The organism is Bowdeniella nasicola (genome assembly GCF_001907295.1).
Taxonomy (GTDB): Bacteria; Actinomycetota; Actinomycetes; order Actinomycetales; family Actinomycetaceae; genus Bowdeniella; species Bowdeniella nasicola.
The window spans coordinates 38,365-56,406 of the sequence record NZ_MQVR01000006.1; the positions used below are offsets into that span (position 1 = coordinate 38,365).

The 18,042-nt window shown below is 65.6% G+C and carries 15 protein-coding genes and 1 tRNA gene; 7 read left to right on the forward strand and 9 right to left on the reverse strand.

Annotation, left to right across the window (positions count from 1 at the left end; all coding sequences use genetic code 11):
* Positions 1-7: 7 nt before the first annotated feature.
* Both arc and BSZ39_RS01950 read right to left on the reverse strand, forming a co-directional pair.
* Positions 8-1,561, reverse strand: coding sequence for a proteasome ATPase (gene arc / locus BSZ39_RS01945; protein WP_073715712.1), 1,554 nt, complete (start codon positions 1,559-1,561; stop codon positions 8-10).
* A 92-nt stretch (positions 1,562-1,653) separates the two neighbouring features.
* Positions 1,654-2,658, reverse strand: a complete 1,005-nt coding sequence (locus BSZ39_RS01950) for a tRNA (adenine-N1)-methyltransferase (RefSeq protein ID WP_342741792.1) — start codon at positions 2,656-2,658, stop codon at positions 1,654-1,656.
* Between the two features lie 58 nt (positions 2,659-2,716).
* Between BSZ39_RS01950 and BSZ39_RS01955 the strand changes: the two genes are divergently transcribed.
* Complete coding sequence (locus tag BSZ39_RS01955; RefSeq protein ID WP_083602859.1) at positions 2,717-3,628, forward strand: RecB family exonuclease; 912 nt, start codon at positions 2,717-2,719, stop codon at positions 3,626-3,628.
* Here the strand turns inward: BSZ39_RS01955 and mshC are convergent.
* Together mshC and BSZ39_RS01965 are read right to left on the reverse strand one after the other, a co-directional pair.
* Positions 3,542-4,807 (reverse strand): cysteine--1-D-myo-inosityl 2-amino-2-deoxy-alpha-D-glucopyranoside ligase, encoded by a 1,266-nt coding sequence (gene mshC, locus BSZ39_RS01960; protein ID WP_073715714.1) that lies wholly within the window; start codon positions 4,805-4,807, stop codon positions 3,542-3,544. The two genes, BSZ39_RS01955 and mshC, sit on opposite strands and share 87 nt — an antisense overlap.
* A gap of 4 nt (positions 4,808-4,811) precedes the next feature.
* On the reverse strand, positions 4,812-5,663 hold the full coding sequence (locus BSZ39_RS01965; protein WP_073715715.1) for an undecaprenyl-diphosphate phosphatase: 852 nt from the start codon (positions 5,661-5,663) through the stop codon (positions 4,812-4,814).
* A gap of 57 nt (positions 5,664-5,720) precedes the next feature.
* Between BSZ39_RS01965 and BSZ39_RS01970 the strand changes: the two genes are divergently transcribed.
* Positions 5,721-6,653 carry an aldo/keto reductase gene (locus BSZ39_RS01970; RefSeq protein ID WP_073715716.1) on the forward strand — a complete coding sequence of 311 codons (933 nt, stop codon included), beginning with the start codon at positions 5,721-5,723 and terminating at the stop codon, positions 6,651-6,653.
* On the opposite strand, the gene BSZ39_RS14020 is transcribed toward BSZ39_RS01970, so the two are convergent.
* Together BSZ39_RS14020 and BSZ39_RS01980 are read right to left on the reverse strand one after the other, a co-directional pair.
* Positions 6,650-7,009 carry a hypothetical protein gene (locus tag BSZ39_RS14020; RefSeq protein ID WP_083602860.1) on the reverse strand — a complete coding sequence of 120 codons (360 nt, stop codon included), beginning with the start codon at positions 7,007-7,009 and terminating at the stop codon, positions 6,650-6,652. The genes BSZ39_RS01970 and BSZ39_RS14020 overlap by 4 nt on opposite strands.
* Before the next feature lie 49 nt (positions 7,010-7,058).
* Positions 7,059-8,387 carry a M20/M25/M40 family metallo-hydrolase gene (locus BSZ39_RS01980; protein WP_073715717.1) on the reverse strand — a complete coding sequence of 443 codons (1,329 nt, stop codon included), beginning with the start codon at positions 8,385-8,387 and terminating at the stop codon, positions 7,059-7,061.
* A gap of 111 nt (positions 8,388-8,498) precedes the next feature.
* On the opposite strand from BSZ39_RS01980, the gene BSZ39_RS01985 reads away from it, so the two are divergent.
* The 5 genes from BSZ39_RS01985 to BSZ39_RS02000 all read left to right on the forward strand — a co-directional run bounded on the left by BSZ39_RS01985 (position 8,499) and on the right by BSZ39_RS02000 (position 13,037).
* A tRNA-Leu gene (locus tag BSZ39_RS01985) sits at positions 8,499-8,584 on the forward strand.
* An 88-nt stretch (positions 8,585-8,672) separates the two neighbouring features.
* On the forward strand, positions 8,673-9,551 hold the full coding sequence (locus BSZ39_RS01990; RefSeq protein WP_083602861.1) for a DNA-3-methyladenine glycosylase family protein: 879 nt from the start codon (positions 8,673-8,675) through the stop codon (positions 9,549-9,551).
* 188 nt (positions 9,552-9,739) lie between these two features.
* Entirely contained in the window at positions 9,740-9,898 is a 159-nt protein-coding gene (locus BSZ39_RS13815; RefSeq protein ID WP_158025065.1) for a hypothetical protein, read from the forward strand.
* A gap of 60 nt (positions 9,899-9,958) precedes the next feature.
* Positions 9,959-10,969, forward strand: a complete 1,011-nt coding sequence (locus BSZ39_RS01995; protein WP_073715719.1) for a GNAT family N-acetyltransferase — start codon at positions 9,959-9,961, stop codon at positions 10,967-10,969.
* Between the two features lie 25 nt (positions 10,970-10,994).
* Positions 10,995-13,037: a M3 family metallopeptidase gene (locus BSZ39_RS02000; RefSeq protein WP_222842837.1), complete on the forward strand. Its 2,043-nt coding sequence runs from the start codon at positions 10,995-10,997 to the stop codon at positions 13,035-13,037.
* Here the strand turns inward: BSZ39_RS02000 and BSZ39_RS02005 are convergent.
* From BSZ39_RS02005 to BSZ39_RS02015, 3 genes are read right to left on the reverse strand one after another with little or no spacing between them, the layout of a single operon-like run.
* Positions 13,012-14,199 (reverse strand): MFS transporter, encoded by a 1,188-nt coding sequence (locus tag BSZ39_RS02005; RefSeq protein ID WP_158025066.1) that lies wholly within the window; start codon positions 14,197-14,199, stop codon positions 13,012-13,014. The genes BSZ39_RS02000 and BSZ39_RS02005 overlap by 26 nt on opposite strands.
* A gap of 45 nt (positions 14,200-14,244) precedes the next feature.
* Positions 14,245-16,143, reverse strand: a complete 1,899-nt coding sequence (locus BSZ39_RS02010) for an ABC transporter ATP-binding protein (protein WP_073715722.1) — start codon at positions 16,141-16,143, stop codon at positions 14,245-14,247.
* Positions 16,140-17,873, reverse strand: coding sequence for an ABC transporter ATP-binding protein (locus tag BSZ39_RS02015; protein ID WP_073715723.1), 1,734 nt, complete (start codon positions 17,871-17,873; stop codon positions 16,140-16,142). The genes BSZ39_RS02010 and BSZ39_RS02015 overlap by 4 nt, the downstream gene beginning before the upstream one ends.
* Positions 17,874-18,042 lie beyond the last annotated feature (169 nt).

Here is an 18,042-nt window from a genome sequence, read left to right on the forward strand (position 1 = left end):
GTGGCTCCTAATCGATGGCGGCGACGTCGACGACGCGGGCCCCGGCCCGGCCGAGCACGCGGGCCCATTCCTCCGGGTCGGTGGTCGCGCGCAGATTCTCGTGTTCGCGGCGTTCCTGAGCGATCGCCTGCGTCATGTGCGCGGTGCGGATGCCGCGCTCGCCGAGCGCGAGGTAGTCCTTCACGGCGACGGTCTTGACCCGGTCGACGATGTTGGCGACGAGAGCGCCGGAGACGAAGTCCGAGAAGTACAGCGTGTGCTGCGACCCGTCGGCGAATGTCACGATGAACATCCGGTCCGAATCGTCGGTCGCGAAGATCGCGGTCACCGCATGCGTGATGAGGTGTTCGATGACCCCGCCGACGCCGCCGTAGCGGGCGATTTCGTCCTCGTGGTAGGGCAGCTTATCGGTGAGGTACTTGTGGAAGATGTCGATCGTGCCCTCGCGGTCGGGCCGGTTGATGCGGATCTTCACGTCGAGGCGGCCGGGCCGCAGGATCGCGGGGTCGATCATGTCCTCACGGTTGGAGGCACCGATGACGATGACGTTCGCGAGCTGTTCCACGCCGTCGATTTCGGCCAGCAGCTGCGGCACGATCGTCGTCTCCACATCGGAGGAGACGCCCGAGCCGCGGGTGCGGAAGAGCGATTCCATCTCGTCGAAGAACACGACGACGGGCATGCCCGACGTGGCCTTTTCGCGGGCGCGGGCGAAGATCGTGCGGATGTGCCGCTCGGTTTCGCCGACGTACTTATCGAGCAGTTCCGGGCCCTTGATGTTGAGGAAGTAGGCCTTATCGCCTTCGCTGCCCTTGCTGCGCGCGAGTGAGGTCGCGACGGCCTTCGCGATGAGGGTCTTGCCGCAGCCGGGCGGGCCGTACAGCAGCACTCCCTTGGGCGGGCGCAGCCCGTGTTCGCGGAAGGTCTCGGGGTGCGCGAACGGCAGCTCGATCGCGTCGCGAATCTCGACGATCTGGTCGTTCAGGCCACCGATGTCCGAATAGTCGACGTCGGGCTCTTCTTCTAGCAGCAGGTCGTCGAGCTCGGACAGCTGGATGATCTCGAGGGCCGTCGAGCTTTTCAGGTCGGCGAGCAGGACATCGCCTATGCGGATGCGCTGACCGCGCAGCGCGCCGGCGGGCAGCAGCACGATGGAGTCATCGGAACGGCCCGTGGCGACGATCCGGCCGTCGGCAAGCACTTCCTTGACGTAGACTAGCGCGCCGGTCTGCTCATAGTCGGCCGCCGAGATCACGAGCATCTGTTCGTTGAGGCGGACGAGCTGGCCGCGCCGCATCGCGCCGAGCGGCAGCGTCGGGACGACGGGCAGGCACATCCGGCGACCACCAACCATGACGTCGGCCTCGCGGCTCGCCATATCCCCTTCGAGGAACGTGCCGTAGGTGCCCGGCGGGCGGGTGAGCGTGTCGATCTGCTCCTGGAGTTCTTCGAGGCGGCGGCGGGCCGTCGCAAGCGCGGCGGAGAGTCGCTCGTTTTTGTGCGCGAGCGAGATCGCCTCCTGCTGGAGCTCTTGTACCTTCGCTTCCGTAAAGTCAGCCATGCCGCCTCCGATTCTGCGTCAAACTCCCCCACGTCCAATCCTAGTCGGCGGCCGTGGGCGTTTCGCGGGCTTACTCGGCTCGCGGCTGTTGGTTATGTCTCGTCGGCCCGACGCAGCGACTCGAGGAACTCGCCGCGTGCCTTCAGGTCGCGGGTGACGCGTCGGATCTTGCGTTCGGCGACGGGCTTTTCGCCGAGCTCTGCCGGATCCCACACGCCCTCGCCCGCATACGCGCCCTTCGCGGGTCGACGGTGGCGGCGGGGCGTGAGTGTGCCGGGCGCGAGCTTGCGCGCGGTGACGAGGAAGCCGGTGTGGCCGACCATGCGGTGATCAGGCCGCACGGCAAGGCCCTCCAGGTGCCACGTGCGTAGCATCGTCTCGAAGGCGCGCGGCTCGGTGTAGCCCTCGGTATCGCGCAGCTCTTCGACGAAGCGCGATAGCTGCGTCGTCGTCGCGACATAGGCGAGGATGAGGCCGCCCGCGATGAGCGCGTGTGAGGCCGCGTCGATGTTCTCCCACGGCGCGAGCATGTCGAGCACGATCCGGTCGACGCTGCGCTCCTCGAGCTCAAAGAGCACGTCGGCGAGGTCGCCTTCGCGCACGTCCCACGCCGGGTGGCGCCGCCCGAACCACTGGTCGACGTTCAGGCGTGCGATCTCGGCGAAGTCGGCGCGTCGCTCGACCGAGATGAGGCGCCCGCCCTCCCCGATCGCGCGCAGCAGGCTCATCGACAGGGCGCCCGAGCCGACGCCGGCTTCGACGACGGTCGCGCCCGGGAAAATATCGGCCTGCCCGATGATGAGCGCCGCATCCTTCGGATAGATGACGGCCGCGCCGCGCGGCATCCCGAGGACATAGTCGGTGAGCAGCGGACGCAGCACGAGGTAGTCGTAGCCGATCGACGTCGTGATGACCGACCCGTCCTCACAGCCGATGATCTCCGCGTGGGCGAAGCTCCCGCGGTGGGAGTGGAAGTGTCCATCTTCGTGCAAGACGATCGTGTGGACCTTGCCCTTATAGTCGGTCAGCTGGACGCGTTCACCGGCGCGGATCGGGCCGCGGCGGCCTGCCATATCGAGAGCATCGGAAATATTCACAAGGCGACGCTACTAGATCGCACCCGCCCTGGCCGCATCCGGGGGTTAGGGTGGCTGCATGTCTCGTTCGGCCCTCTCCCCTTCCCGCGCCAAGGATTTCTTGCAGTGCCCGCTGCTGTTCCGCTACCGCACGGTCGACCGCCTGCCCGAGCCGCCCTCACCGGACGCGGCCAAAGGCACCCTCGTGCACGCCGTCTTGGAGCGGCTCTACGACGCGCCGCCGCCCGAACGCACCGTCGACCACGCGGTCTCGCTGCTGCCGACGCAGTGGGAGGAACTGCGCACGCGTAACCCGCGCATCGAGGCCCTGTTTGCGACGCCCGATGAGCTCGCGACGTGGCTGTCGGAGGCCCGCGCGCTGGTGGAAAACTATTTCCGGATCGAGCGCCCCGAAAACCTCGCGCCCGCGGCGCGCGAACGCTTTCTTGAGGTCGGGGTCGGCGACGGCGTGTTGCTGCGCGGTTTTATCGACCGGGTCGACGTCGCACCCGATGGCCGCATGCGCATCGTCGACTATAAGTCCGGCAAATCCCCGCGCCCGCAGTACACGTCCGAGGCGCTGTTCCAGATGCGGTTTTATGCTCTCATGGTCTGGCGCCTGACCGGCACGATTCCGGCCCGGCTACAGCTCGTTTACCTCGCTGACGGCCAGATCCTCACGCTCGACCCGTGGCAGGACGATCTCGAGGCGATGGAGCGTGAGATCCTCGGGATCTGGGCGAGCATCGAAGATGCGGCGACGCGCGGCGAGTTCCGGCCGCGCCGCACTCCGCTGTGCCCGTGGTGCTCGTTTAAGCGGTTCTGCCCCGAGTTCGGCAGCGACATGCTGCCGTTGCCGCAGGGCGGCGTCGAACGCCTCCTTACCGCGCGGCTCGTGCCGGGCTCAGAGGCTCTCGAGGCACCCGCAGGCGGTATCGAACGGTCCGCCGATGAGGCAGATGCCGAGGAGCGCGTCGACGGTCGTGAGTAGATCGGCGATTTCCTCGCGCTGATCGCCGCCCGCGACGCGCGGGGCATCGCCCGCGGCCCAGGCATCGAGCGCCCACAGGGCGGCCGGGGTATCGAGGTCGTCGGTCATACAGTCGTGGACGACGAGCGCCGTCATCGCGCCGCCTTCGCGACGGTCCTTCACGGCCTGCTGGTAGGCGGCGAGCCGCTCGCTGGCGCGTTCGAGGTCGGCATCCGTCCAGTGGTGGTCGTCGGCGTAGTGGTGGTCAAGCATCGCGAGACGCACGACGCGCGGGTCGACGCCCTGCTCGACGAGCTTGGAGACGAGCACGAGGTTGCCGAGCGATTTGCTCATCTTTTCGCCCTCGTAGCCGATCATGCCGGCGTGCAGGTACAGCGCGCTGTCCTCGTATCCCATCGAGCGCAGGTGCATCGCGCTCATCTCGTGGTGCGGGAACAGGAGGTCGGAGCCGCCGCCGACGATCGTCGGCGCGCCGCCGAGGTAGTGCTCGCCGATCGCGGCACATTCGATATGCCAGCCGGGCCGGCCCGCGACAAGGCTCTGTCCATCCCAGTCGGGTTCGCCCTCGCGCTTGCCGCGCCACAACAGCGGGTCGAGCGCGTCGCGCTTGCCGGCGCGCTCGGGATCGCCGCCGCGCTTGGCGAAGACGTCGAGCATCTCCTCGCGGCTGAAACCCGAGACCTCGCCGAAGCGCTCGTCGGCGCTCACATCGGCGTAGACGTCATCGGATCCCGCGGCCGCATCGGCGAGGCGGTAGGTATCCCCCATCCGTTCGACGGCCTGCACGACGAGGTCGATCGACTCGACGGCGCCAACGTAGTGGTCGGGCGCGAGCACCCGCAGGTTCGTCATGTCGGAGCGGAACAAATCAATCTGACTCGTCGCGAGCTCGCGCCAGTCGACGCCAATCTTCTCGGCCCGCTCCAGCAGCGGGTCGTCGATATCGGTGACGTTTTGGACGTAGGTGACCTCGTGCCCGCCCGCGCGCAGCGTCCGCACGAGCGAGTCAAAGGTCAGATACGTGGCCGCATGCCCGAGATGCGTCGCGTCATAGGGCGTGATGCCACAGACGTACAGTCGCACCTGCGTCTCGGGGATTTCGCCATCCGGGCCGAGCCGGACGGGTGCGGGTGCCTCATGGGCGAGGTCAGGGACGTGAGGAGAGCGCCAAGATTCCACGCCCTCAGCCTACCGGGTAGGCGTGCACGACTCCTGCCAGGATGAGGACCACGACGACAATCGCGAGGACGACGCGGTAGATGACGAACGGCTGGAACGAGTGCGTTTGGATGAGCTTCAAGAACCAGACGATCACGACGTAGGCGACGACGAACGCCACGAGTGTTGCCACCAGCGTCGGCCCAAGGCCGACGGCCGCATCCTCGGATAGGCCGTCTTTGAACAGCTTGTAAAAGCCCGAGCCGAGCACTGCGGGGATCGCGAGGAGGAAGGAGTAGTCGGCGGCTGCCTTGCGGTTATAGCCCATGAGCAGGCCTGCGGTGATGGTGCCGCCGGAGCGTGATACGCCGGGCACGAGGGCGAGCGCCTGCGCGAAACCGAAGATCGTCGCGTCCTTGGCGTTCAGCTGCGTCAGTTCTTTTTCGCGTCGCGAAAACTTATCGGCGAGCCCCATGAAGATGCCGAAGATCGCGAGCATCGCCGCGGTGATGTACAGGTTGCGGAAGTTGGTGTCGATGAAGGACTCGAGCAGCACGCCAAGGACGACGATCGGGATCGAGCCGAAGATGACATACCAGCCCATCTTGGCGTCGGGATCGGTGCGCGAAACCGTGTTCTTCCACGGCCCGATTGGCAGCGCCCCGAACCAGGCCTTGATGACGGCCCAGATCTTGTGCCGGAAATACAGCACGACGGCTGCCTCCGTCCCGATCTGCGTGATCGCGGTGAAGGCCGCGCCGGGATCGCGTCCGCCCATGAGGTCGCCGACGATCCGCAGGTGCGCGGATGAGGAGATCGGGAGGAATTCCGTGAGGCCCTGGACCAGGCCAAGAATGATGGCTTCGAACCAACTCATGGAGTTCAGGGTACGCCAGCTACCCCGCATTGCCGCGCACCCGCTACCGTACAAGGTATGGAACATCGCCGACTTGGTCGCACGGGATTACATCTGTCTGCCCTCGGTCTGGGGACGATGACGTGGGGTTCGGATACCGACGAACATGAGGCAAAGGACCTGCTGACCGAGTTCCTCGACGTCGGCGGGTCGCTGCTCGATACCGCGCCCGGCTACGGCCAGGGCGGTGCGGAAGATCTCATCGGTGAACTCATCGGTAAGGTCGTCGACCGGCGCGACGTCATCCTTATGACAAAGGGCGGGGTGAGCGTCGACCGCTCGGGCAAGGTCCGCCTCGATGCCTCCCGCCGAACGCTCATCGATTCGCTCGACGATTCCCTGCAGCGCCTCGGGACCTCGACCGTCGACCTGTTCCTCGTCCAGGCGCCGGACCCGTACACCGAGCTCGACGAGGTGGCGGGCGCCCTGGAGCATATTGTTGCCTCGGGCCGCGCGCATTACGTCGGGCTCTCGAATTTTGCGGCGTGGCAGGTGGGATACCTCGCCGGCGCGCTATCGACCCCGCTCGCGCTCGTCCAGTCGGAATACTCGCTCGTGCACCGCGCCGCGGAAGATGAGCTGCTGCCCGCGTGTCAGGCGCTTGGCGCCGGGTTCATCGGGTGGGCGGGCCTTGGCCGCGGCGTGCTGACGGGCAAGTACCGTCACACGGTGCCGGCAGATTCGCGGGCGGCGACGGCGCACCTGGCCGCCTATGTCGAGCCGTACCTATCGCAGCGGTATTCCGGAATTATCGAGGCAGTGGCGACGGCGGCGCAGGGCCTTGATGTGCCGCCCCTGCAGGTTGCTGCCGCGTGGGCGCAGGCACACGAGGCCGTCTCCTCGATCCTGGTGGGACCGCGCACGGCAGCGCAGTTGCGTCCGCTGTTGGCGGGAGATTTCGAGCTACCCAATCAGATCCGCGAAGCGCTGTCGGAGGCGTCCGAACTCTAGCGGTTCTTCGCCTTAGACTGATCGTCCTCGTAGTCCTCTTCGACTAGGTCCTCGTCGTCGAAATCGAGATCGTCGAGGTCATCATCGTCGAAGTCTTCGTCGTCGTCGAAGTCATCATCGTCATCATCGTCGTCATCATCGTCGAAGTCGTCCGCGTCGCTGTAGGTATCGAGCGGCACGTCGACGTCGAACGTCGTCATGAGGGCATCGTCGTAGGTGAGGAACGCGTCTTCCAACGTGTTCGCTGCGCTGGTGACGGATGCTGCGTCCGGGTCCTGCGCTGCGGCAGCAGCCTGGAAGTGCGATTCGAAGGCGGCGATGAGCCGATCTAGTGCTGCGCGAGGATCTGTAGCCATAACCCGAGCCTATCCGGGCAGCAAGCGAAATGCGAGAGCTTTACTTGGCTTACGCTTCCTGCAGCAGATCCAGCAGGACGCGGCAGCCGAACTCCAGCGCCGAGATCGGCACGCGCTCGTCAACGCCGTGGAACATCGCCGGAAAATCGAGGTCGGCGGGTAGCTGCAGCGGAGTGAAGCCATAACCCCGGATTCCGAGCAGCGACAGCGACTTGTTGTCCGTTCCCGCCGAGAGCATGTACGGCAGGACGGTCGCGTCCGGGTCATGTCGGCCGATCATGTCGACCATCGTGTCGACGAGCTCGCCGCTGAACGGCACCTCGAGGCCGATGTCTTGCGTCTCGGGCACGATATCGATGCCCGGGCCCGCGAGGTTTTTGAGCGTCGCCATCATCTCTTCTTCGGTGCCGGGGATCGGCCGGACATCAATGGTGGCCTGCGCGGCGGTCGGGATGACGTTGGCCTTGTACCCGGCCGACAGTTGCGTCGGGTTGGACCCGGTGCGAAGCGTTGCGCCCACAAAAGTTTTTGCGGGTCCGAGCGCCTCGATGAGCGGCCAGATCGTCTCTTCATCTTCCTCATCCCACGTCATGCCGGTGAGGTCCGCGACGCCATCGAGCAGTTGGCGCACGGTGTCTGTCAGGTGCAGGGGCCACGCGTGGTTGCCGATGCGGTGGATAGCGCCCGCGAGGCGGGTGATCGCATTGTCTTCGTTGATCTGCGAGCCGTGGCCCGCCCTGCCGGACGCGATGAGGTTCAGCCACTGCAGACCTTTTTCGGCCGTTTGCAGCAGGTAGACGCGTTTGCCCGCGACCATCGTCGAATACCCGCCGACTTCACCGATCGCTTCGGTCGCGCCGTCGAAGATCTCCGGGTGGTGGTCAACGATCCAGTGCCCGCCCCACTTCGAACCGGCCTCTTCGTCGGCGAAGAACGCGAGGATCACATCGCGCTTGGGCTTGATGCCGGTGCGCTTCATGTATCGCACGACCGCGAGCATGATCGCGACCATGTTTTTCATGTCGACGGCGCCGCGGCCCCAGATCAGGCCGTCTTTGACCTCGCCGGAAAACGGGTGGACCTGCCAGTCCTCGGCGGCTGCGGGCACGACGTCGGTATGACCGTGCAGCACGAGCGCTGGACGCGACGAGTCCGTGCCCTCGAAACGGGTAAAGACGGAGGTACGCCCCTTGGAGGATTCGTAGACCGTCGTTTCCAGTCCGACCTCTTCGAGGAGCTCTGCGACATATTCCGCAGCGGGCCGCTCGACGATCCCGGCGTTGTCGCCATAGTTCGACGTGTCGATCTGGATGAGATGGCGGCAAATCTCGACGACTTCATCCTCGGGCCGCGCTACCGGCTCACTCGCGTGTGTCATGCGGTTAGCCTAGCCGCCCGAAGTCGTGGCGGGCATCACGCGGACTCGATTTCGTTTCGGGCTCGATAACGTGCTAGATTCGATCACGCTGTTGAAGCAACAAAGCAACCCGCGCGGGTGGCGGAATAGGTAGACGCGCTAGCTTGAGGTGCTAGTCTTCGTATTAGAAGGTGGGGGTTCAAGTCCCCCCTCGCGCACAGCACGACAAAAGGCTCGGAATTTGACTCCGGGCCTTTTGTGTTTCTCCTCTCACCACCGCCCCAGCGGATTAAGTAGTGTCCACGTATGAGCCCACCATCGATCCGTGTGCGGCGCACGCTACAGACCCACACCCCCTCTGATTCCCGGGGCGTGTTCCAGTGGCTCGCGTATCGTGCCATCACAGGAATGGAGAAGGCCGGCCAGACTCGTTACAGCCGAACCGTGCGGCTTCCAGGCGGGCCAGCCTGGTTTGAGGTGCGCGTCCTCCCCTCGTCTCCCACCCACCTGGTACTGGACGCCGTACTGTCGGATTCGCACGACACAGCCGAACTCATCACTCGCGTGCGCCGACTGTTCGACCTCGATGCCGACTCGCGCGTCATCGACTACGCTCTTCGTTCCCAACCCGAGATCGCTCCCCTGATCTCCCGGTGCCCCGGCATTCGGCTATCCGGCACGGTGGATCCACACGAGCTCCTGATCCGCACCATCATCGGGCAGCAAATTTCGGTCGCCCAAGCGCGCTCAACCCTCACCACGCTAGTAACGCACCTAGGAGAGCCCATGACCGGTGCGGACGACGATCTCCACCGGATGTTTCCGACCATGGAGGCGATCGCGGAGCGAGGCAGCGAGGTTCTTCGCGGGCCTCGCGCACGGATCGACGCAGTCATTGACAGCGCTCGCGCCCTTGCAGATGGCTCGCTCACGATCACGCGCGACGATGACAGCCACGACCTGCGCGCGCGGCTGCTGAATCGCCGGGGAATCGGACCATGGACCGCCGACTACGTACGGATGCGAGTCCTTGGCGAGCCCGATGTGCTCCTCGCCGGTGATAGCGCACTGAGAGCCGGGGCGAGGCGGCTTGGTCTCCCGCACGACGCCAAAGGCCTCACTGCCTGGGCTGAGCGATGCGCTCCGTGGCGCAGCTATCTCTCGACGCATCTGTGGTCGGCGTGACCCTCTTGCGGATACCGGCAGGGTCTGGTAAATTGTCACAGTTGTCTTGGCGCCGATTTGGCTAGTTCGGAAGCCCACCGCGCAGCCGAGGACAACGGGCTGACCGGCTCCCCCGTCACCACAAGACGGTACCTGTCGCACTGCACACCACGGTGGTGTGACTCGAAGACTCAGAAGGAATGATGAAGATGACGAACACAGTGCAAATCGTTGACCACGCGACCGGACGTCGCGCCTCGGGAATCGCCTACCAGGCGATCCGGGACGCGGTACGCGGATGGCGTGAACCGCTGGGCCTCGACTGGGAGGACCTCGACGCCGTCGAGATCAAGACCGTCGCGGCCTAAGGCAAGAAGCGCGGGCGAGAAATCGTCCGCGCTTTTGCGTATCTCCTCTACGCTCGGTTCATGACCGAGCTACGCACCGAACGATTGACCCTACGTCCTCCGACGCTTGATGACGTCGATGCGATCGTCGATGCCTGCTCTGATCCGGCCATCGCACGTTTTACTCAAGTACCCGATCCTTACACCCGGGACGATGCGGTCTACTTCATTAGCGAGCTCGTGCCGCAAAACGAAGCCCAAGGTCTACCGGGATTTCTAGCGTTCACAAACAACGGCGACCTCGTGTGTGCGATCGATTTGCACAACCGGGTCGGCTCGACGGCCAGCATCGGGTACTGGTGTCACCGCGACTTTCGCGGCCAGGGCTACGTTGTCGAAGCCGGCCGGGCCCTGCTCGCCCACGCGTTCGATGAACTTAACTTGAGCCACGTCCACATCCAGGTGAACCCCGAAAACGTCGGGTCGATCCGCGTCGCCGAAAAGCTCGGGTTCACCATGCATGCGATCGTCCCTGGCTTGCTGACGTTGAAGGACCAGCAGTTCGACGCGTGGATCGGATCGATCACGCCGGAAAGTTTTTCGTCCACGAACCCACCGATGCCGACGACGGTGTACGACATGGTGCTCCAGTTCCACAAGGTCTACTCCATGGTGATCGGCTCGGGCTCCCCGGCCGTCACCCACCCCGATATGGCAATGCGGCTACGCCTGATTGCCGAAGAGTTCGCGGAACTCGTGGAGGCCGTGCGGGGCCGCGAAGCCGGTGAGAAGGTACGCGAGGCCTTCGAGTCAATCGATATCGGCCCGACGAACGCCGACCTCATCGCGACCGCTGATGCGCTCGGCGACCTCACCTATGTCATCTACGGGATGGCGATCCTCGCCAATATCCCGCTCGATGACGTCATCGCCGAGATCCACCGCTCCAACCTCACGAAACTCGGCGCCGACGGCAAGCCTATGCTGCGCTCCGACGGCAAGGTCGGCAAGGGGCCGAACTTCACGCCGCCGAACCTCGCGGCGATTCTTCACTCTGAGGGCGAACACCCACGCGCGCTATTCGATCGGTGAGCTGTGGCATGCCAGGATGGGACCCATGTCACTTTCTGCTGAGAATCCACTCGCCCAACCGTCCTCGCTGCCGTACGGCATGCCCGACTTTTCCGCGATCCGCATCGAGCACATCGCTCCCGCGATCACCGAAGGCTTCGCCGAGCAGCGCGCCGAATGGGAAAAAATCGCGACCGACACGTCGCCTGCGACGGTTGAAAGCGTGCTGGAACCGGTTGAGGCCTCCGGTCAGCTATTGGAGCGCGCCCTCGGCGTCCTGTTCTCCCAGGCATCATCCATCGGCGGCGATGCCTTCGACGCGCTCGAAGAAGAATTCTTCCCGCAACTGAGCTCCCACCAGGACGCGTTCTACCTGGACAAGCGCATCTACGCCCGCCTGGAGGAACTCGCGGACTCCGGCGCTGACCTCGACCTGGAAACCTCCTGGCTGCTTAACACCTACCTCAAGCGCTTCCGCCGCCACGGCGTCGAACTCGAGGCCGCCGACCAGGACCGCCTACGCGAACTCAACTCGCAGATCGCGAAGCTCCAGACCGCCTTCGGCCAGAAGGTCGTCAAGGCCATCCAGTCGCATGCCCCGACGTTCTCCGACGCCGCCGAACTCGCGGGCCTGAGCGAGGCTGAGCTCGCCGCACTGAAACAGGACGATGGCAGCTACAAGGTTTCGCTCGTCTCGACGACGCAGCAGCCGATCGCAGCCTCTCTCGACAACCCCGAGACGCGCGCACGGATCTTCGAAGCCTCGGCGACCCGCAACTGGGGTGGCGACGCGGAGACCGACACGCGCCAGGTCGTCCTCGATCTCGCTCGCGCCCGCGCCGAGCGTGCCCAGCTGCTCGGCTATGCGCACCACGCTGACTATTACGCCGAGGACGCGGCCGCCGGCAGGTCGGATGCGATCATGGAGCGCCTGACCGCGATGGCCGCTCCCGCCGCCCGTAACGCCAAGGCGGAAGCCGCCGAACTCGCCGAGCTCATGGCCCGCGATACCGACCGCGCCTTCGCGCCGTCGGACTGGTCGTATTACTCGGAGAAGCTGCGCGCCGAAAAGTTCAATCTCGATGACGCGGCACTCAAGCCCTACCTGCTGCTGGACAACGTCATCGACAAGGGCGTCTTCTTCGCCGCCAACAAGCTCTACGGCCTCACGTTCACGCCGCGCGAGGATATCACCGGCCACACGCCGGACGCGAAGGTGTGGGAGGTCTTCGACCGCGATGGCAGCGGCATCGGTATGTTCAGCGCCGACTACTACGCCCGCGATGGCAAACGCGGCGGCGCGTGGATGAGCGGCTTCGTCTCCCAGTCCGAGCTGCTCGATAACTGCGCGGTCGTGACGAACGACCTCAACGTGAAAAAGCCGAAGGAAGGCCCGACGCTGCTGACCTGGGATGAGGTCCGCACCTGCTTCCACGAGTTCGGCCACGCCCTGCATGGCCTGCTGTCGAAGGTCCACTGGCCGAGCCAGTCCGGCACGTCGGTCCCCGCCGATTTCGTCGAATACCCCTCGCAGCTGAACGAGATGTGGATGGTCAACCCGCACGTCATCGCAAACTTCGCGCGCCACTACGAGACCGGCGAGCAGATTCCGGCCGAATACATCGAGACGCTCACCTCGATGGGCGCCTACGGCGAGGGCTTCGGAACGAGCGAATACCTCGGCGCTGCCCTGCTCGACCAGGCATGGCACCGGCTCTCGCCCGACGAGGTCCCCACGAGCGTCGAGGACGTCGCGGCCTTCGAAGAGCGTGTCCTTTCCGAGTTCGGGATCGACGTCGTTCCGCCGCGCTACCGCACGGCCTTCTTCAATCACACGTTCGGTGGCGGCTACGACGCCGGCTACTACTCCTACGTCTGGGCCGAGGTCCTCGACGCCGACACCGACGAGTGGTTCCGCACCGAAGCCGACAAGGACGGTGACGGCGGCCTGAACGCCGAAGCCGGCGAGCAGTTGCGTCGCGAGGTCCTCTCCCGGGGCTACAGCCGCGACCCGCGCGAGTCCTTCCTCGCCTTCCGCGGCCGCGACCCCGAGGTCGGCCCGCTTATGACGCGGCGCGGTCTGAACTAGGCTCCGCCCTCGGGGTAGCCACGACGATCAGCGCAGCGAGCGCTAGGAGGGCGGCGGCACCCGCAACGGTTCCGACCCAGCCGCCGCCCTCCCACGCATACCCGAGCAGCACGCCACCGATCGAGGATCCGGCGTAATACGACAGCGAATAGCGCGATGATGCGGCCGCGGGCCGCAGCGAATAGCGCGCCGCGTTCGACGACGCGAGCGCATGCGCGAGGAAGAATCCCGCGCACAGGACGAGCATCCCCGCAAACATCACGACGATGGAGTCGACCAGCGTGAGCGCGACGCCACCGGCCGCAACAGCGAGCCCCACGAGCACAGCGGGCTTTAGCCCGATGCGCCCCGCCACCCGACCCGCGACCGCCGACGTCGCGGTTCCCGCGAGATAAGTGAGAAACAGCGTCGACGTCACCGCGGTTCCGACGAAGAATGGCGGCCCGGCGAGCCGGTAGCCCATGACGTTGAAAATCCCGACGAAGGTCGCCATGCCGAGCCCGCCGATCGCATACATCGCGAACCGGGCGCGCCGATACGGATCCGGTTGGTCGGCCACGGCACCCGTATCCTCATAGACCTCACCGCCGGGCAGCAGCAGGTGCGCCGCTCCCCCGGCCGCGGCCGCGACGATCGTCGCCGCGATGACGCCGGTGCGCCACGTGCCCAACTCGGCGACGTAGCCCGCGACGAGTCGGCCCGTCATGCCCCCGACCGTCGTGCCCGCGATATACAGCCCGCCGAGCCGGGTGACGGCAAACGGATGCGCCGACGCGATGACCCACGCCATTGCGGAGACGAGCACGGTCGATAGCGCCGCACCCTGCAGCGCACGGATCGCGGTGAGCAGCGGAAAGTTCTGGGACAGGACGAGCCCGAGGCCGGCAAGCGTGGCCAGGGCGAGGCCGATGAGCATTGTGCGCCGGCGCCCCCACCGGCCCGAATAGTGCCCGATCGGTAAGACGGCGAGCGCGATGCCCGCGGTCGCCGCCGACATCAGCCACGACGTATTCGCGGCGCCGACGCCGAACTCTTCACCGATCGGCACGAGCAGCGGCTGGACGGTGTACAGCTGCGCGAAGGCCGCGATCCCGAGGCAAAACAGGGCGAGGGTCGCGCGGGCGTAATCTGAATGCCCCGGCCGCAACCCTAGTGAACTCACGTCTTTAGCTTGGCACACCCGCCCTCGAGGGGCAGGCCGCCTGTGCTACTCGTCGGCCCCGGTGCCCGCGAACTGCGCCTGGTAGAGCGCGGCGTAGTGGCCGCCCTGCTTCACCAGCGAGTCGTGGTTGCCGGCCTCGACGACGTCGCCGTCTTTCATCACGACGATGACATCGGCGTCGCGGATCGTCGACAGGCGGTGCGCGATGATGAAGCCCGTGCGCCCCTGGCGCAGCGTCGTCATCGCCTGCTGGACGAGCATCTCGGTGCGCGTATCGACCGAGCTGGTCGCCTCGTCGAGGATGAGGATCTGCGGGTCGGCGGGGAACGCGCGCGCGATCGTGATGAGCTGCTTTTCGCCCGTCGAGATCGTCTCGGCTTCCTCGGAGATGACGGTGTCATAGCCCTCCGGCAGGGTGCGGATCATCGCGTCGACGCCGGTGTTGCGGGCCGCCTCTTCGACGTCGGCGCGGCTCGCCCCGGCCTTGCCGAAGGCGATATTGTCCGCGACCGTGCCCTCGAACAGCCACGTGTCCTGCAACACCATGCCGAAGCGGCCGCGCAGCTCGTCGCGGTCGACGTCGGCGATGTTGACGTCGTCGATCCGGATCTCGCCGGAGTCGACCTCGTAGAACCGCATGAGCAGGTTGACGAGCGTCGTCTTGCCCGCGCCGGTCGGCCCGACGATAGCGACGGTCTGGCCCGGCGACACGGACAGCGACAGGTCGCGGATGACCTCGCGGCCGGGCACGTAGGAAAACCGCACGTGGTCGAATTCGACGCCGCGGGCGTTCTCGGCCAGGTGTGCCGCGTGGGTGTCGGGTCGCTGCCGCTTAGCGTCGAGCAGGTCGAAGATGCGTTCGGCCGATGCGGCGCCGGACTGGATGAGGCTGACCATCGAGCCGAGCTGCGCGAGCGGCTGGTTGAACTGGCGCGAGTATTGCAAGAACGCCTGAATGTCGCCGACGCTCATCTGCCCGTTCGCGATCCTAATGCCGCCGACGACGGCGATGAGGACGTAGGACAGGTTCGACAGCAGGCTCATTGTCGGCATGATCGTGCCGGAGATGAACTGCGAGCGGTAGACCGCGTGACCGAGCTCGTCGTTGTGCTTCGCAAAGTCCGCCTCCGAGGCGGCCTGCAGACCGTAGGCGGCGATGATCTCGTGGCCCGTGAAGGACTCTTCGACCGTTGCGCCGACCTCGCCGGTGGCGCGCCACTGGGTGCCGAAATGCGGCTGGGCACGCTTGGCGATGATCGCCGTGGAGATGATGGCAAGCGGCACGACGACGAGCGCGACCAGTGAGAGCTCCCAGCTGATCCAGAGCATCATCGACAGGATCCCGACGACCGCGAGAAGGGAATTGATGACCTGGCTGAGCGACTGCTGCAGCGTCTGCGTGAGGTTGTCGATATCGTTCGTCACGCGCGAGAGCATGTCGCCGCGCGCATGCGAATCGAGGTAAGCCAGCGGCAGCTCGTCGATCGTCTGATTGACCTCGGCACGCAGCCGAAAGCCCGAGTTTTGGACGATCTGCGCGATGAGGCGCGAGGAGAGCCACATGAGCAGCGCCGAGATGACGTACAGGGCGAGCGCAAGCAGGAGCGTGCGCCCGAGCGCGCTCGTATCCACCCCGACGCCAGGTGTGAAGTCCATCGTCGACAGGGTGTCGGCCATGCGGTCTTGGCCCGCGCCGCGCAGTCCCGCGATGACCTGATCGGCGGTCATTCCCTTCGGCAGCTGCCGGCCGATCATGCCCGCGACGACGATATTCGTCGCCTGCCCGAGGATCTTCGGGCCAAGGACTTGCGCGGTCACCGAGACCACCATGATGGCGACGACGACGATCAGCTTCGCGCGTTCGGGACGCAGGTAGGCGACGGTGCGTTTGACGGCGCCGCGCACATCGCGCGAGCGGCGCATGGGGTCGACGACGGCTCTCATGCGCTTTCCTCCATCGCGTGCTGGGAACTGGCGATCTCTTGGTAGGTCTCGCAGGTCTCGATGAGCTCATCGTGCGTGCCGTAGCCGACGATGTGCCCCTCATCGAGGACGACGATCGCATCGGCGGTGCGCACCGAGGAGACGCGCTGCGCGACGATGAGCTGGGCCGCATCGCCGATCGCGCCTCGCAGCGCCGTGTGCAGCCGCGCCTCGGTCGCGGTATCGAGCGCGGAGAAGGAGTCGTCGAAGATATACAGGTCGGCGTCTCGCACGAGCGCCCTCGCGATCGTCAGGCGCTGGCGCTGGCCGCCGGAGAAGTTGTAGCCGCCCTGGTCGACTTCGGCGTCGAGGCCCGCATCGTTTGCGGCGATGAAGTCATCGGCCTGCGCGATGCGCAGCGCCTCCCAGAGCTGTTCGTCGCTGGCATTGGGGTTCGCGAGTTTGAGCGTGGAGCGCACGGTGCCGGAGAACAAGTATGCCTTTTGGGGCACGAGCGCGATCCGCTGCCGCAGCTCGGCGAGGTCGAGATCGGCGTAGCTGATGCCGCCGGCCGAGATCCGCCCCGCGGTGATGTCCATGAGGCGCGGGAAGAGGTTGACGAGCGTCGACTTGCCCGAACCCGTCGCCCCGATGACGGCGGTCGTCGTGCCAGGTTTGAGCGTCAGATCAATATTGCCGAGGACCCGGCGTTGCGCGTCCGGGTAGCGCACGGAGACGTCGGCGAGCTCGAAGGTGAGCCGCTTAGCGGGCAGCGGCCTCGTCTGCTTCGGGTTGTGGATCGCGGGTTCGTGCTCGAGCACCTGAAGGATGCGTCCGGCGGAGACTTCGCCGCGCGGGGCCATCATGAGGATGAAGGAGCCGAGCATGACGGCCATGAAGATCTGCATGATGTAGGACAGGAACGCGACGAGCGAACCGATCTGCATATCGCCCGAGTCGATCCGCAGCCCGCCGAACCAGACGACGGCGACCGAGGAAATCCCGATCACGACGTTGACCGACGGGAACAGCCAGGCCATGACGTAGCCGGTCTTCAGCGCGACGTCGCGCAGTTCGGTGTTCACGCCCATGAAACGTTGGTGCTCTTCGCGCTGCTGGACGAAGGCGCGGATGACGCGCACGCCCGTGAGCTGTTCGCGCATGATGCGGTTGACTCCGTCGATCTTCTTTTGCATCACCTGGAACATCGGGCGCAGCTTGATCATGCCGATGACCATGACGACGGCGAGCAGCGGCACGGCGACGACGAGCAGCAGGGAGAGCGTCGCATCCTGCCGGACCGCCATGATGACGCCGCCGATCGCCATGACCGGAGCCATGACGACGATCGAGAGCAGGAAGTTCAGCAGCATCTGGACCTGCTGGACGTCGTTCGTGGCGCGCGTGACCAGCGAGGGCGCGCCGAAGACGGAGATATCGGGCGTCGCAAAATTCTGTACGTGCCCAAAGACGTCGCGCCGGGTGGACCGGCCAGCCTCGGCCGCGGTGCGCGCGCCGAGCCGAACCGCGAGGACCGTCGCGACGATCTGCACGGCCGACAGTGCAAGCATCCAGGCGCCGATTCGCCAGATATAGCCGACATCGCCCTGCAGGACACCGTTATCGATGATGTCAGCGCTGAGCGTGGGCAACATGAGGGCGGAGGCCGTCTGCAGCAGTTGGAAGATGACGATAAAGATCAACGCGTTACGGTGCTCGGCCAAATATCTGCGATAAAGCTTGAGGAGCATGCGCAACAAGAACTCTCTGAAATGTCTATTAGGGAGGTCGACTCAGTCTAAACCCACATGCTCGATAAGGTGACATTGTCCCGCGTCATGCTTTCTGGCAGACCGGTTATGAGGGCATGATCGGCGTCTGAGAGCAGGAGGACCTGACCATGGGACGACCACCGGTGTT